This is a genomic window from Nitrospirota bacterium (genome assembly GCA_040754395.1).
Taxonomy (GTDB): domain Bacteria; phylum Nitrospirota; class Thermodesulfovibrionia; order Thermodesulfovibrionales; family SM23-35; genus JBFMCL01.
On sequence record JBFMCL010000003.1, the window covers coordinates 116,082 to 131,084 of the forward strand.

Genomic DNA, 15,003 nt, shown 5'->3' on the forward strand with positions numbered 1-15,003 from the left:
TCTTTCCATATCTTCCGACTATATTTATTCTACCCAGTCGGCGATAAATATATCTGTAGCCCGTGGTTTTTGGGGGTTCCTGTTCGAGGCAAAGGCCAGTTTTCTGCCATCCGGGGAAAACATGGGAAATCCGTCAAAGACCTTATTGAAGGTCAGTCTCTTCAGCCCTGTTCCGTCGTCATTGATAAGATACAGTTCAAAGTTATGGCCGAACCGACCGATATCCTCCCGCCAGTCATCCATATTGCTCGAAAAGATAATGCGCCTTCCGTCCGGATGCCATGACGGAGCGAAATTCGTGGCCTTGTTCCCGAAGATTCTTTTTTTATTAGACCCGTCTGAATCCATGATCCATAGATCAAGCGGAACGGGAACAATATAATGATGCTCCATGCATCTCCGCCACAGTGCTCTCTCTTCTTCGGTTTCAGGATACCAAGCCCGCCAAACGATCCTCCTGCCATCAGGGGAAAACCATGGCCCGCCGTCGTAGCCGTATTTGTCGGTCAGCCGTTTCAGCCCGGAACCGTCGGAATTCATGATATAGACATCGAAATCCCCCTCCCTGAGGGACCCGAAAACAATTTTTTCCCCGTCCGGGGAAACAATCGGCTCCGCATCGTAATCAGGGAATTCCGTAATCTGTTGCATGTCTGACCCGTCAGCATTTGCGCTGAAAATGTCATATGGATACAGCGGCCATACATGGCCTCCGGTCCGGGGCATGTCAGGCTTTGGAGGGCATTCACCGGGGATATGGCCGGTTGAGGAAAAGAGAATCCGTCTGTTGTCCGGGAAGAAAAACGCACAGGTATGAGCGCCGTGATCAGGGCTGACCATGGTTTTTTCAGAACCGTCAGTGTTCATGATCCAAATCTTGTCACACGCATACCCTCCCCGGTTCGACTGGAAGATGAGTTTTTTCCCGTCAGGACTGAAATACGCTTCGCCATTGTCTCCCTCAAACGTAAGCTGCCTGACGTTTCTTATGTGCTCCCCGATGAATCCTTCATCATGCGTAAGTGAAATATCTTTCCGCGCACATCCGGAAATCAGAAGAAATATGGACAACAGAAGAAATGATATTCTCATGCGAAACTCCTTCTCCTGCAAATGGTATTTTCCCTTAAGGGGTCAGCCAGCGCTATTATCGGCACAGAACACGTGCATGTTCTCCGCCCGCTGAATGCATAGCTTCATTCAGCCCACGGCATCGAAAAATTCATACCCCATTGATTCCGCCAGAGATTTATGCACCACTTTCCCTCTGTAGGTGTTCAGCGCACTCCTTATAGCCGGGTCTTCCCTGATCGCCCTTTCAACACCGGCATCTGCGAGAGTTTTTACATAGGGAAGCGTAACATTCGTAAGCGCGATCGTCGAGGTTTTCGGGTATGCGCCGGGCATATTGGATACCATGTAGTGTATAACCCCGTCTATCACATATATTGGATCATCGTGGGTAGTCGGCCTTGCCGTCTCGAAACACCCCCCCTGGTCCACGGACACGTCGACAATTACCGCCCCTTTTTTCATCATACCGAGCATCCCTCTTGTGACAACAACAGGTGTTTTCCCGCCCGGTACCAGGACCGCCCCGACCATTATATCTGCTTCCTTTATCTCTTCCCTGAGATTATGCATCGTGACCGGGAGTGTCTTCACCCTCCCCATGAACATTTCATCTATTCTCCGGAGCGCCTCCATCCGTATGTCCATGACCACAGTGTCCATTCCAAGGCCGATGCAGTCCCGCGCAGCATTTGTACCGACCACACCCGCCCCTATGATCACCGCCTTCGCCGGCTGCACACCCAGGATGCCGGTCGGCAGAAGGCCTTCTCCGCCATGGATCCTCTGCAAATAGTATGAGGCCATAAGCGGCGCCATTCTCCCCGCGATCTCACTCATCGGGGCAAGCAGAGGAAGGCTGCCGTTCTTCTGCAGTGTCTCGTATGCAAGTCCGGAAATCTCTTTCTCAAGGAGCACATTAATCAGCTCAGGGTTTGCAGCCAGATGGAGAAAAGTGAAGAGCGCCTGCTCTTTCCGGAACAGGGCATATTCGTCCGGGACAGGCTCTTTTACCTTTACAAGCAGCTCCGCCGTATCGAAGACTGTATTCCGCGATACGATTTCAGCGCCTGCGCTCAGGTATTCTTCATCCGGAAAGTCGCTGCCCTGACCGGCATTCGTCTCAATAAGGACTGAATGGCCGCCGGCCCTGAGTTCTTCGACGCCATAGGGAGTCATCCCCACCCTGAATTCGCCTTTTTTTATCTCTTTCGGGATACCTATTCGCATACCTTTCCCCGTTCTTCTGGAAATCTGCCTTATTATATCAGGAGCGTTCCGGCTTGACCATAGCGCATAAATCCGGGGCTGCCCGAAATATTTTTTTCCCTTTTGCGGGTTTCTCTGATAAACTTTTTAATGTCACTGCAGACAACCATATGAACAGCACACTTTCAGAGGTTATCCGGACAGTCAGCGGCCTTCTGCGGACAAGGGGATTGACCGTCTCTGTGGCTGAATCATGCACCGGCGGGCTGATCAGCCATTATCTGACAACCCTCCCGGGTGCAAGCGTTTTTTTTGTTGCGGGAGTTGTCGCGTACTCGGCAGAGACCAAGCAGAAGATCCTTGGCGTCTCCTCCGGAACCATTGCGCAGTACGGTATAATCAGCGAGGAAACCGCCCGGGAGATGGCAGAGAAGATGAGGGTATTGAGCGGAACAACGCTTTCCCTTTCCACGACCGGCATTCTCGGGCCTGATGCACTGGAAGGAAAGGAGAAGGGGCTTGTCTATGTCGCAGTGAGTCGAGAGAAAAAAACCTTTCTGAAGGAATTGCATTTGCAGGGAGAGAGGGAAAGAAACAAGGAAGAAGCTGCGTATGAGGCGCTGCGGTTCCTTGCGGAAATAGTGGAAACCCCTGAGTAATCCCCCGGAGGAGCACCGGAGGGAGCATTTATTTATGGCAGGCAGGATACCCGAACAGATAAAAGAGGAAATAGGGAAGCTGGTGAAAGATCTCAATCATCACAGCTACCGCTATTACGTTCTTGACTCCCCTCTCATCCCTGATGAGGAGTATGACCGCCTGTATCAGCATCTGAAAAACCTTGAAGAGCGTTACCAGTACATTCTTCCCGACTCCCCGACCCAGAGGGTTGGAGCGCCTCCTCTGGATAAATTCGAAAAAGTGAGACACGCTGAACCCATGCTCTCGCTCGACAACGCCTTTTCATATGAAGAGATGGAAGAGTTCGACAGAAGGATAAAAAGGCTTCTGAAAACAGATAATGACATCGAATATACCGTCGAGCCGAAATATGACGGCCTTGCCATAGAACTTACCTACAGAAACGGTCTTCTTTTCAGGGCATCAACACGGGGTGACGGGTATGAGGGAGAGGAGGTGACGAGAAACATCATGACGATCCGGTCGGTTCCTCTCAGAATTTATGAAGCAGGAGGTGCGCCTGACGAGATCGATGTCCGCGGGGAAGTATACATGGATGTCTATGAGTTTGAGAGCATCAATAGGGAGCGGGAACAAAAAGGGGAATCCCTGTTTGCCAACCCGAGAAATGCAGCCGCTGGTTCAGTGAGACAGCTTGATTCCTCGATAACCGCAGCCCGGAAGCTTCATCTTGCATGCTATGGAATAGGCTCTGCCAGAGGAATCAGTTTCAGAAGCCAGTCCGAGTTTATTGCATGGCTCGCACAGGCGAGGTTTCCCGTACCGGCCGTTAAAGTCGTGAAAGGAATGAAGGAAACGATACGCGCAGTCACCGGGATCGAAGAGAAAAGGAATCAATTTTCATTCGAGACCGACGGCGCAGTGGTCAAGGTGAATGACTTCGGATTGCAGAAACAGCTTGGCACAAAGACGCGTGAACCTCGGTGGGCTGTCGCCTATAAATTCGCTGCTCACCGGGGAATGACAAAAATCCTGGATATTAAGGGCAGTGTCGGAAGGACAGGAGTGATCACCCCGTTTGCCATTTTTGCACCGGTCAGGATCGGCGGCGTTACGGTCTCACGTTCCACGCTCCATAACTGGGACGAGATGGAGAGAAAAGATATCAGGATCGGGGATACTGTCGTCGTGGAGCGGGCAGGAGATGTGATCCCGCACGTGATATCTGTAGTGAAGGAAAAGCGGACCGGGGAAGAACGGCCTTTGCCTGTGCCTGAAAAATGTCCTGTCTGCAGCTCTGCAGCGGTGCGCGAAAAGGGTGAAGTTGCGGTAAGGTGCGTCGGGCTGAACTGTCCTGCGCAGGTGCGGGAGAGAATATTCCACTTTGCCTCAAGGAGAGCCATGGATATCGAGGGGCTTGGCGAAAAAAACGTCGAACTTCTCTACTCAAAGGGGCTCTTACGGCATTTTGCTGACATGTACCATCTGAGGAAAGATGACCTGCTTGAACTTCCGAGGTTTGCAGAGAAGTCTTCACAGAATCTCATAGATGCGATAGAAAAAAGCAAACACACCACCCTTGCAAGATTTCTCTATGCGCTCGGCATCCTCCATGTCGGCGAATATGCATCGAAGCTCCTTGCAAGGAATTTCGCACATCTCAAGGATCTCTATCATGTTGACCCCGGCCGGATTATGGAGATCAAACAGATAGGCGAGAAGACCGCGCATTCGGTAGCAGATTTTTTCCGCGACCCGGGAAACCTCAGAACTCTTGACACATTGAAGGCATCCGGCCTGACGCTGAAGAATCCTGACTTTCAGGGCAGGGACAAAGACAGAGAAAAAAAACCGCTTGAGGGATTTACCATCGTAGTCACCGGCATATTGCCGAAACCGAGGAGTGTTGTGGAAGAGACTATAGAACAGCTGGGAGGTCATGCTGCGTCCTCGGTATCAAGAAATACCGACTATGTGATTATCGGCGAAAATCCGGGATCAAAGCTCCGTAAGGCCGAAAAGCTCGGGGTCAAAATGCTTTCCTACGAAGAGTTCCTGAAACTTGCAGAAGGGAAAATGAAAAAGCATACGCTGTTTTAGCCATAACAAGACAGCACCGGAGACCTGTTTCTCTGTGTCAGGGGCTACCCTGGCCACTAACTTCTCAGCACACATCCGGGGAGAGGGATACATGGACATACAGACGTTTGTTATTGCCGCAGCAGTCATGTTCCTGATTTATATATTCATCAGGCTGCTGACCGGGAGATAAGCCGGAAGACTGTTGTTTTTCCTCAACTCTGCGCGTTCATGCGCTGCCTGGCCCGTTATGACATCCGCATGACGAACATTTCTTTCTGATGCAAAAAAAAAATCAAAAAAAAGCTTGACAACCTCTCTGAAAGGGAGTATAAATGAAGTAAGAAGAGCTGGCTTACCAAGGGTGGTGAACCTGCTCCTCTCGCTCTCAGCGCGTAAAGTTGTAAGGTCGTAGGACGTAAGGTTGCAGACGTAAAAGTCTTAAGCTGCATGTCTCATGATGTACAATTTGCTGAGAGACGGGAGGAAGCAGGCACCACTTTTTTTTCATCATTAACTATCATTTCCTTATTTTTTCGCGCAGGATTGCCGGCGTGACATTCCCGCACCATCCCCGCTTTTTCCTGGCATATTGCAACCTTAGTTGCAATACCGCATACAACCTTTTCCTTAATAATTTGCAACCTAATGGGGATTGACAAAAACGCCACATCATATAGGGTTGAATTAAGGGGCTCTGAGCAAGAGCAAGTGAAAGGAGTCTCTATGCACATACAGCGAATCAGGACATGGAGCCTTCTGGCCATTGCCGTTTTTTCCTTTTCCGGCCGCCGACAATCCACATGGCGCATATGATCCCTGTTCATTGAATGATGCGTCTTCGCATGAGTCTGAAGGGATAGGGAGCGAGCAGCAGCGCAACTGCACAAAGCCATACGATATCCCAGATGCACAGCGCGGGATCCCCTGACGCGAACGCTCTGCAGATATTCACAAGATGGTACAGCGGCGTGAAAAAAGCGATCTTTGCAACAACAGGCGGAAGATTGTCCAGCGGGAAAAAAATTCCCGAGAAAAGGAACATCGGTGTCATCAAAAGTGTGTAAAAATAATTATATGAATCGATGCCCGGGATGACAGCGGTAAACATAACCGATATCTCTGCGAAGATCAGTCCGGCAACGAAGAGAAGAGGGACAACCAGGAGAATAAGCGGGGAATCAACAAGACCAAACAGCGAGATCACAAGTATAATGGTCGTTCCGTAGAGCAGGCTTTTCGTTGCACCCCACATGAGTTCCCCTGCTATAAGGTCGTCGAGGTTGACGGGCGTTGCGAGTATCGCATCGAATGTCTTCTGATACGTCATCCTGACGTATGTCCCGTAAGTGCATTCATATATTACCGCGAACATCGCGGACGATGCAATGATCCCGGGAGCGATAAACTTAATGTACGGAACCCCGTTGATCTGCTGCACAAATGCCCCCAGCCCGAGCCCCAGTGCGGCAAGATACAGGACTGGTTCAACGAAATTCAGGGCTATGCTCGATTTGTACAGCTTTGTATAGACCGTGAAATTCCTCTGCCAGACCCTGAATGCGCGTTTCAGTTTCATAAGGAGCGTTCTCTTCTTTTCGGTGTCATATTTTCATACGCCTTTTGAGGTCTTCTGCGAATGATGAAGACCGGTCAGGCCTGCCGGGAAGTTTCCATCCCTCAGGTCCGGGAGCAGTTGTCCCGGATACCCTCTTCCCTTTTGCATGGCATGCATCCTTTCAGTCTTTCAGTGAACTTCCGGTCAATTTCAGATACACATCCTCAAGGTTCCCGCCGTGGATGTTCATCAGCCTGGAAGGTGAATCAACCGTCACAATCTTTCCTGAATCCATGATTGCCACCCTGTCGCAAAGCTTTTCCGCCTCCTCCATATAATGGGTCGTAAGCAGCAGTGTGGTATTTTTCGCTTTCAGATGATTCAGCTTTTCCCAGACCGCACGCCTGCTGTGAGGGTCAAGTCCGGTCGTCGGCTCGTCAAGAATCAAAAGCTCGGGATTGTTAATCAACGACCTTGCCAGCACAAGCCTCCGCTTCATGCCGCCGGACAGGCTGCTTATTTTGACGTCCGTTTTTTTCTGCAGTCCGACAAATTCAAGCAGTTCCCGCGCAAGCGGTGCAGACCGCCTTTTCGGGATATCAAAATAGCGTGCATATACGATCAGATTCGCACATACTGAGAGATCCGGATCGAGGTTATCCTCCTGGGGCATGACACCAATCCGTGCCTTAATGGCACTGGGGTCCTCGGTAACATCAATCCCGAAGACCGTAACCTTCCCGGAATCCGGGGGCATGAAACAGTGGATGATCCGCATCACGGTTGTTTTTCCGGCTCCGTTCGGGCCGAGAAAGCCGAAGCATTCCCCTTCTGCTATCTCGAAATCAATACGGTCAACCGCCCTGAGGGAGTTATAATCCTTGATCAGACCTCTTGCGGTTACAATTCCCATACGTTTCATTGTAGCATGACTGAGAAGGATGCATGCGCAATACACCTGTTTTGACAAATGGGATACAAAAGGTTTATTTTTTATAGGAGGGCATAATGCCTGCAATCACAGGAGAACAAAGAGATGTCACCTGCGTGCGATTATATTTTTTGAAAAGAGGGTTTGTCATGCGGCAAATTTTTTACCTGATATCCTTACTCCTCACAATTCTTCTCTGCTCCTGCACCCTTCTCCCGAGACCTCCCCAGAAACAGGCAAAGGTCGCGGTGGTCCTCGGGGCCGGAGCGGCAAAGGGGTTTGCGCATGTTGGTGTGCTGAAGGTCCTCGAGTCGAACAAAATCCCCGTACATATGATCGTGGGCACAAGCGCAGGGAGTTTTGTGGGTTCCCTCTATGCGTACGGATTCAGTGCGTTCGAACTGCAGAAGCTTTCGTTCGCCATCACAAGAGATGACATCATCGACCTTACCATCCCGGACAGCGGCTTCGTTAAGGGAGAGAAACTTGAAGGTTATGTCAATTACCTTCTCAGAAATATGCCGATCGAAAAACTGCGGATTCCTTTCTATGCGGTTGCAACAGATATACTGACAGGGAAAGAGGTTGTATTCGGGAGCGGGAACACAGGAACTGCTGTCCGGGCAAGCTGCGCAATTCCCGGCGTATTCACGCCAGTGAACATTTCCGGCAGGATGTATGTTGACGGCGGGGTTGTAAGCCCGGTAGCGGTGGAGGCTGCAAGACGACTGGGTGCAGATGTCGTCATAGCGGTAGATGTAGCCAGCGATATCAGCACTTCCGTCCCCCGGGGCACGATAGAGACAATCCTCCAATCCGTCAATATCATGTATGCGAGGCTGGCAGCTATTCAGCTCGCAAACGCGGATGTGGTCATAAAACCGAGGGTTGGCTATATCTCAAGCACTGACTTTTCGAAGAAACATGAAGCGACCCTCGAGGGTGAGAAGGCAGCCATTAAAGCCCTTCCTGAAATACAGGAGATAATGAATGCATTGAAACAGGCAGGCAGACTGAACTGATCCTTCGCTGTGTACACGAAGGAATACACTCAGGAATACCGGAGCATCAGACCCTGTCAGAGGGCCGGAGCGCTATTCTCTCCAGACTCTCCTCATCCAACTCGTTGAGATATTCGGACACCGGGAATTTTTTACCGCAATCCATGCAGTTAAAGGAAACGCGCCTTCAGCTGATCACAAGCTTTATCTTGCCGTTGCAGAGCTTACATTTCATGTAAATATTATAGCCTTAAACCACACTGAAATCCAAAATATTCAATGCGAGAATGTGGTAGTAATCCATCAGAAATTCCGATCCCGAATTTTCTCACCGGCGAACGCAGCAGGGCATAAAGATGGCATGCATTCCAGAGAAAACCATTCAGCCCGAGTTTTCCCAAAACTGGTACAATATCCATATTTGTCAGATAAGTTTTGGCCGATGGAGAACTTGCGTATCAGAAGGAATACGGCTTCAAAATCTTCTGCAAGGTGTGTACTAGGTGATATCCACAGGAGTTGAGAAGGCATGGGAACTGCTGGGAGGTCTCGATCCCGGGGTTGTCTGCGCGAATGCTGCAGCAGGATTCGAAGCAGCCAACGGCAATTATATTGTGAGATCATTCTGTGCAGATTTCCTTGTCAATCCCGGAGAAAGGTCTGTCCGGAGCGAAAATCCTCTAGGAGCAGCGATTATGAACAGATTCGGGCATTTCTTTCTCCATTCATGCCTCTGGTATCTTGTTCACGCAAAAGAGATTTCGTTCTCGGGAAAGCCGATCAGCCCTCTCAATATCAGGGGCGGCGGGATGTTCTTCAGGGGAAGTCATATTCTACCGCTTGACGCCCTCGCAAAAAAATACGGGAATGACAGGCAATCCTTCACACAGAAGGGACAGGAGCTTTGCGCAGAAATACTGGATTTTGGAGACGCATCGCTCAGACTCTTTCCCATGCCGAGAATACCGGCAACCATTATCCTGTGGCTTGGGGATGATGAATTCTCTCCGAGGGCAGACCTGCTCCTCGATTCATCGTGCGAGATGCAGGTCCCTCTTGATATCATTTGGTCGACGGCCATGCTGACCGCACTGGTGATGATGTGAGCCACAAGCTGCGAGAAAAGGCAGATTCCCTTCTGGCAAAAGAAAAGGGGACGGTATTCAAGGATCCCGGAGGAAAGATCAGCATTGCGCTCGTGTATCCAAACACATATCATGTCGGGATGTCCAGTCTCGGGTTTCAGGGCATCTACGGTCTTTTAAACAGCCGGAAGGATGTTGTCTGTGAAAGGGCTTTCCTTCCTGATGCGAAAGATATTGATGAATATGAAAGGTCACGGACAGAACTGTTCGCCCTGGAATCAAAGAGACCTATGAACAGATTTGATATCGTTGCTTTTTCAGTCTCGTTCGAAAACGACTACCCCAATATTCTCAGAATTCTTCAGTTGTCGCGGATTCCCTTCAGAAGTTTCGAGAGAACAGTTTATCATCCTCTTATCATCATGGGCGGAGTGTGCGCCTTTTTCAATCCCGAGCCGGTTGCCGATTTTTTCGACGTATGTTTTGTCGGCGAGGCAGACGAGATGCTTGCGGAATTTCTTGACATTTATAAGAATGCCGCTGACAGGACAGAGGTGCTGGCCAGTTCCCCCGGAATAGAAGGCATTTATGTCCCCCGTTTCTACCGCATATCGTATGACGCGGAAGGGAGAATATCCGGAAGGCACGCTTCAGGGGATGCACCCTTTACAGTGAAAAGGCGCTACGTGAAAGACCTCTCAAACTCCCGGATGCTGACATCCGTGATTACTTCCGAAACGGAATTTTCCGACATGTATCTCGCAGAGGCGATGCGGGGATGTCCATGGGGATGCAGATTCTGTGTTGCGGGAAAGATTTATAATCCTCCGCGGAAAAAAGAATTCACCTCTCTCAGAAACGAGATTCAGGCAGCGCTCACCACCACAAGGCGAGTCGGACTTATCGGCCCGTCCCTCTCAGATTATCCTCATATTATGGATATCCTGAAAATCCCGGGAGTGGATTTCTCGATCACATCCCTCAGGGCAAGCACACGGAGTGCAGAACTCGTAAGCCTGATGAAAGGCCACAGGAGTGTATCGATCGCGCCTGAAGCAGGGACGGAACGCCTCCGGAAGGTCATCAACAAGCGGGTAACAGAACAGGATATCCTTTACACCGCTGAGCTCCTTTTTGCCGGTGGAATCGAAACCCTCAGGCTTTATTTCATGATCGGCCTTCCTACGGAAACAAGGCGGGACACGGAAGGGATTATAACCCTTGTGAAAAAGATACGGGAGATATCTCCAAAGGGGGGAATCACGCTGAGCGTCAGTACCTTTGTCCCGAAACCATTCACGCCCTTCCAGTGGCACCCCATGGAACATCCCCCTGAAATAAAGGAAAGGCTCAGGATGATCAAGAAGGGTTTGCTCCGGACAAAAGGGGTAAAGGTCTTTCATGATGTGCCAAAATATGCCTATATGCAGGGGCTGTTTGCAACCGGAGACAGGCGGATTTCCCCGGTCATCGAGAGGATGTCAGATACCGGTGACTGGCTTAGGGCAGCAGAGTCAGCCGGAATACCGAGAGATTTTTATCTCTTCAGGAAAAAGAATTTTGGAGAATGTCTGCCGTGGGATTTTATCGATACCGGCATCGGGAAAGACAGATTATGGAAAGAGTATCAGGAAGCCCTTTCTTACTGAAGACAGAATCCCGGGATTATTGCATGCATTTGCCCCTTTCCCTCCTTTGCTGTTGTTGTGCTAATGCTTCTCTGTTTTCATGTGAGGTAACGTTGTGGGAGATATGACAGAATCGGGACATCCCCTGTCAGCAGATTACTTCAAAACGCTCTTCAGGAAATCATTCCTGGATATGCGCGAGGCCGCGAACGCAGTGATTGTTGCAGCAATTATTTTTTGTGCCGGAATTTCCATAGGGCTGTTATATCCTTCATGGTCCGAGGAGCAGCTTTCCGCGCTGAAAACAATAGCTGCCAGCCTCATTGGTAAAAGCATGCATATGATAATACTCACGATTTTTCTGAAGAACAGCCTGGCTGCGGCAATCGCCGTCATTCTCGGCCCTCTGCTCGGAATTGCACCTGTCTTTGGTGCACTTTCCAATGGCGTTCTGCTTGGTGCGACACTTTCTCAGATTAACCGGGAGGATACGATGGTGTTTCTCCTGCAGTTACTGCCGCACGGGATTCTCGAAATACCTGCGATATTCATGGCCTGGGGGATCGGAATCTGGCAAGGGGCCTGGTTCTTTCAGATAAATCGTCCCCACTCATTCAGAGACAGAACAATAAAAGCGCTCAGGATTTTTTTCATCATAATAATACCTCTCCTCCTGTGTGCTGCAATTATTGAGGGAACGCTCATTTATCGGCTGATGCTGCAGAAACAGGCCTGAGTTTCTTCCCGTTGCACCAGATGCCGGGTAAGGGAGATGTAACTTCCCCTGTGCCGGATATGCCACCGGCAGTCAAAATTCCCCAAAGACCTCACGTTACAAACGGAAGAAAAATTGATATAATGAGTATGTCTTAACAATCCATCCAACAAGATAAGGAGATTTATATGCCTGCTTATGAGTATGTCTGTAACGACTGCAGCAAAGAGTTCATGGTGTTTCTTTCACTCAAGGAATATGAAGCCGGACCCAAGATAAAATGTCCACATTGCGAAAGCGCCAATGTCCTGAAAAAAATCACCGGATTCTATGCCAAGACGAGCAAGAAATCGTGACCATTTTTTCCTGACTGCGTGCAATTAGGGCATTCGGGCATTTCGCCTGCAGAAAACCCTAGCGAACTGCTTTTCACACTGCGCAGGGAGCTGCGGGATATCCCTTCACAGGCGCATCTTGTGCAGAGGTCCGGGATTCCATGCGAATGAATTTTCAATAAACAGTTTTCTTGATGATCAAAAAAGTGTATAATTCTTGACTATGAGCAATTTTATCCGTTTTGGCAAATATCTCGTCGACAAACAGATCATCAAACCGGCTGATGTCATCAGCGCGAGGATGCTCCAGAGAAGAAACAATCTTATGATTGGAGAACTTGCCAAAGCCAAAGGCTGGCTCAGCGATGATGACATACTGAAGGTATTGATACTGCAGGAAGATACGCATGAAAAATTCGGGGAGATCGCGGTCAGAGAAAGATGTCTGACCGCTGACCAGGTAACTCAGCTCCTTCAGGAACAGAAAGACTCCTACATGTTTTTCGGAGAGGCGCTGGTCAGGATACAGGTTATCACCGAAGAACAGGCAGCACAACAGTTGCAGGAATTCGAAAAAGCCAGGGCGCTGGAATCGGCAGCCAAATAACACTGCCCGTCCCTTACAAATCTCCTCAGCCGCCGGGACGCCTCAGGCTGCCACTGTTTGATCTTTAAGGAAACCCCCAAAGAAGGCATTTCAGCGTCCCTGTAAATGTTGGGCATTTCCGTATCCTGACACTTTCGGTACACGCCGGGGAAACGTGCCGAAATGGACAGCAAGCAGGGGCTGTCCGGAAATGGCATGCATTTCCTGCAAAACCCTTTCTGTTTGTCATAGTTCAATTGTCCCCGTTATGCTAAAATACCAGCAAAAAGAATACTATGCAGAGCAAAACAGCAAATAAACACTGTTAAAGGATTTTTCCATTACTACGTCCGGCTATATGGTTGACAATGCGCTTTTCGAAAATATCAAGAACATCTACAGAAAAATCTCATCTGCTGCGATTCGCTCCGGAAGATCTCCGTTTGATGTGCAGCTCGTTGCAGTCACAAAAACCATCAGGTTTGAGAGGATCAGGGAGGCTGTTGACCTCGGACTCAGGACATTCGGAGAAAACAGGGTACAGGAAGCACAGAAAAAAATTACTGATTGCAGATTGCAGTGCGCTGACTGTAATGTAGAATGGCATATGATAGGCCATCTCCAGAAAAATAAGGCAAAGATGGCGGTTCAGCTCTTTGACCTGATTCATTCGCTCGATTCTGCCGAACTGGCGGAAGAAGTGAACAGGTTCGCAGGAAAATACGGCAAACTCCAGCGCATACTGATAGAGGTGAAGCTTTCGGAAGAAAAGTCCAAACATGGCGTGGTAAAAGAAGGTCTTATGGATTTAATCACAGCTGTTTCGAAAATGGAGCACCTGAAGCTCGAGGGGCTCATGACCATTCCCCCGTTCTTTGAAGACCCCGCCCTGGCAAGACCGTACTTTACTGAACTGAGAAGGTTGAGAGACACCGTGGAAGGAGCTGGATACCAACTGCCCGAACTCTCAATGGGCATGACAAACGACTTTGAAGTTGCCATCCTTGAGGGAGCGACTATGGTCAGGGTCGGAACCGGGATATTCGGCGAAAGGGAATGAAATGGTAATCGGTTTTATCGGCGGAGGCAATATGGCCGAGGCATTAGTCAAGGGATTGATCCGGGGCGGAAAGAAGGATATTATTGTCTCCGAACCGAGAGAAGACCGTCGCGTGTTCCTTGAAAACACCTATGGGATAACGACCACTCCTGATAACAAAGAAGTTCTCAGGGGATGCAATGTGATCGTCCTTGCGATAAAGCCTCAAAACATGGACGATGTTACTGCAGAATTTGCCGGCAGCGTCTCAGAGGATAAAATTATCGTATCCATAGCCGCCGGCATAACGATTGCATACCTTTCCGAAAGACTCAGGACATCGAAAATTATCAGGGTAATGCCGAATACTCCCGCGCTCGTGCAGGAAGGAATGTCGGTCTTATCCCTCTGCGAATGCATTCCTGACCGTGAAATGGCTTTTATTAGGGACATTTTTATGTCTGTCGGGAAGGTTTTGATACTGCCGGAGAAACACATGGATGCAGTAACCGCTCTTTCTGGAAGCGGTCCGGCGTTCATTGCCCTGTTTGCCGAGAGCATGGCAGAGGCCGGAGTTGCTGCAGGGCTGAGCAGGGAAGACGCTGCAGAACTCGCGGTACAGACCCTTATAGGCACCGCGAAGCTTCTTGAGACAGGCATGCCTCCGGACAAGCTCAGGGAAATGGTTACATCACCCGGCGGGACCACTGCAGCAGGGCTTGCCGCGTTCGAACAGAAAGGGATAGGAGATATTGTGACTGCTGCCATTATGGCAGCAAGAGACAGATCAATTGAACTGGGGAGAAAGAAATAAATGTTTATATTTGCGAATTTCCTTATTGCTGTAGGTTCGATTCTTAACATCCTGCTCACACTCTACATGTGGGTGGTGATTATTTCCGCTCTCATAAGCTGGGTGAATCCGGATCCATACAATCCCATTGTCAGGTTTCTGCACGCTGCAACAGATCCTGTGTTACGACCTATCAGAAGGGCGATAGGAAACAGGCTGGGGATTTTCGATATATCCCCCATGGTAGTTATTCTCGGCATATTGTTCGTTAAGTATTTCATAGTGCAATCTTTAATAGAATTTGCCTACAGACTGAAAGGAGGCATATAGA

General features: G+C 49.5%; 15 protein-coding genes. 11 read left to right on the forward strand and 4 right to left on the reverse strand.

The window, feature by feature from the left end:
- Positions 1-24: 24 nt before the first annotated feature.
- Both AB1552_02715 and ald read right to left on the reverse strand, forming a co-directional pair.
- Complete coding sequence (locus tag AB1552_02715) at positions 25-1,092, reverse strand: hypothetical protein (GenBank protein MEW6052688.1); 1,068 nt, start codon at positions 1,090-1,092, stop codon at positions 25-27.
- A 108-nt stretch (positions 1,093-1,200) separates the two neighbouring features.
- Complete coding sequence (gene ald, locus AB1552_02720) at positions 1,201-2,301, reverse strand: alanine dehydrogenase (GenBank protein MEW6052689.1); 1,101 nt, start codon at positions 2,299-2,301, stop codon at positions 1,201-1,203.
- A 149-nt stretch (positions 2,302-2,450) separates the two neighbouring features.
- Here ald and AB1552_02725 point away from each other — a divergent pair, with 149 nt between their 5' ends.
- Positions 2,451-2,939: a CinA family protein gene (locus AB1552_02725; GenBank protein MEW6052690.1), complete on the forward strand. Its 489-nt coding sequence runs from the start codon at positions 2,451-2,453 to the stop codon at positions 2,937-2,939.
- Positions 2,940-2,973: 34 nt separating this feature from the next.
- Complete coding sequence (gene ligA, locus AB1552_02730; protein ID MEW6052691.1) at positions 2,974-5,022, forward strand: NAD-dependent DNA ligase LigA; 2,049 nt, start codon at positions 2,974-2,976, stop codon at positions 5,020-5,022.
- A gap of 802 nt (positions 5,023-5,824) precedes the next feature.
- On the opposite strand, the gene AB1552_02735 is transcribed toward ligA, so the two are convergent.
- The gene (locus tag AB1552_02735) at positions 5,825-6,580 is read right to left on the reverse strand and encodes an ABC transporter permease (GenBank protein ID MEW6052692.1); all 756 of its coding nucleotides are present in this window, start codon (positions 6,578-6,580) and stop codon (positions 5,825-5,827) included.
- Positions 6,581-6,740: 160 nt separating this feature from the next.
- Positions 6,741-7,481, reverse strand: a complete 741-nt coding sequence (locus AB1552_02740; GenBank protein ID MEW6052693.1) for an ABC transporter ATP-binding protein — start codon at positions 7,479-7,481, stop codon at positions 6,741-6,743.
- 158 nt (positions 7,482-7,639) lie between these two features.
- On the opposite strand from AB1552_02740, the gene AB1552_02745 reads away from it, so the two are divergent.
- From AB1552_02745 to AB1552_02785, 9 genes are all read left to right on the forward strand, one after another.
- Positions 7,640-8,512 carry a patatin-like phospholipase family protein gene (locus AB1552_02745; GenBank protein MEW6052694.1) on the forward strand — a complete coding sequence of 291 codons (873 nt, stop codon included), beginning with the start codon at positions 7,640-7,642 and terminating at the stop codon, positions 8,510-8,512.
- Between the two features lie 482 nt (positions 8,513-8,994).
- The gene (locus AB1552_02750; protein MEW6052695.1) at positions 8,995-9,597 is read left to right on the forward strand and encodes a DUF3786 domain-containing protein; all 603 of its coding nucleotides are present in this window, start codon (positions 8,995-8,997) and stop codon (positions 9,595-9,597) included.
- Positions 9,558-11,225 (forward strand): radical SAM protein, encoded by a 1,668-nt coding sequence (locus tag AB1552_02755; GenBank protein ID MEW6052696.1) that lies wholly within the window; start codon positions 9,558-9,560, stop codon positions 11,223-11,225. The genes AB1552_02750 and AB1552_02755 overlap by 40 nt, the downstream gene beginning before the upstream one ends.
- 103 nt (positions 11,226-11,328) lie before the next feature.
- Positions 11,329-11,940: a stage II sporulation protein M gene (locus AB1552_02760; GenBank protein ID MEW6052697.1), complete on the forward strand. Its 612-nt coding sequence runs from the start codon at positions 11,329-11,331 to the stop codon at positions 11,938-11,940.
- 167 nt (positions 11,941-12,107) lie between these two features.
- On the forward strand, positions 12,108-12,275 hold the full coding sequence (locus AB1552_02765; GenBank protein MEW6052698.1) for an FmdB family zinc ribbon protein: 168 nt from the start codon (positions 12,108-12,110) through the stop codon (positions 12,273-12,275).
- Between the two features lie 202 nt (positions 12,276-12,477).
- Entirely contained in the window at positions 12,478-12,861 is a 384-nt protein-coding gene (locus tag AB1552_02770; GenBank protein ID MEW6052699.1) for a hypothetical protein, read from the forward strand.
- Between the two features lie 337 nt (positions 12,862-13,198).
- Entirely contained in the window at positions 13,199-13,900 is a 702-nt protein-coding gene (locus AB1552_02775) for a YggS family pyridoxal phosphate-dependent enzyme (GenBank protein ID MEW6052700.1), read from the forward strand.
- A gap of 1 nt (position 13,901) precedes the next feature.
- The gene (gene proC, locus AB1552_02780; GenBank protein MEW6052701.1) at positions 13,902-14,693 is read left to right on the forward strand and encodes a pyrroline-5-carboxylate reductase; all 792 of its coding nucleotides are present in this window, start codon (positions 13,902-13,904) and stop codon (positions 14,691-14,693) included.
- Positions 14,694-15,002: a YggT family protein gene (locus AB1552_02785; GenBank protein ID MEW6052702.1), complete on the forward strand. Its 309-nt coding sequence runs from the start codon at positions 14,694-14,696 to the stop codon at positions 15,000-15,002.
- Position 15,003 lies beyond the last annotated feature (1 nt).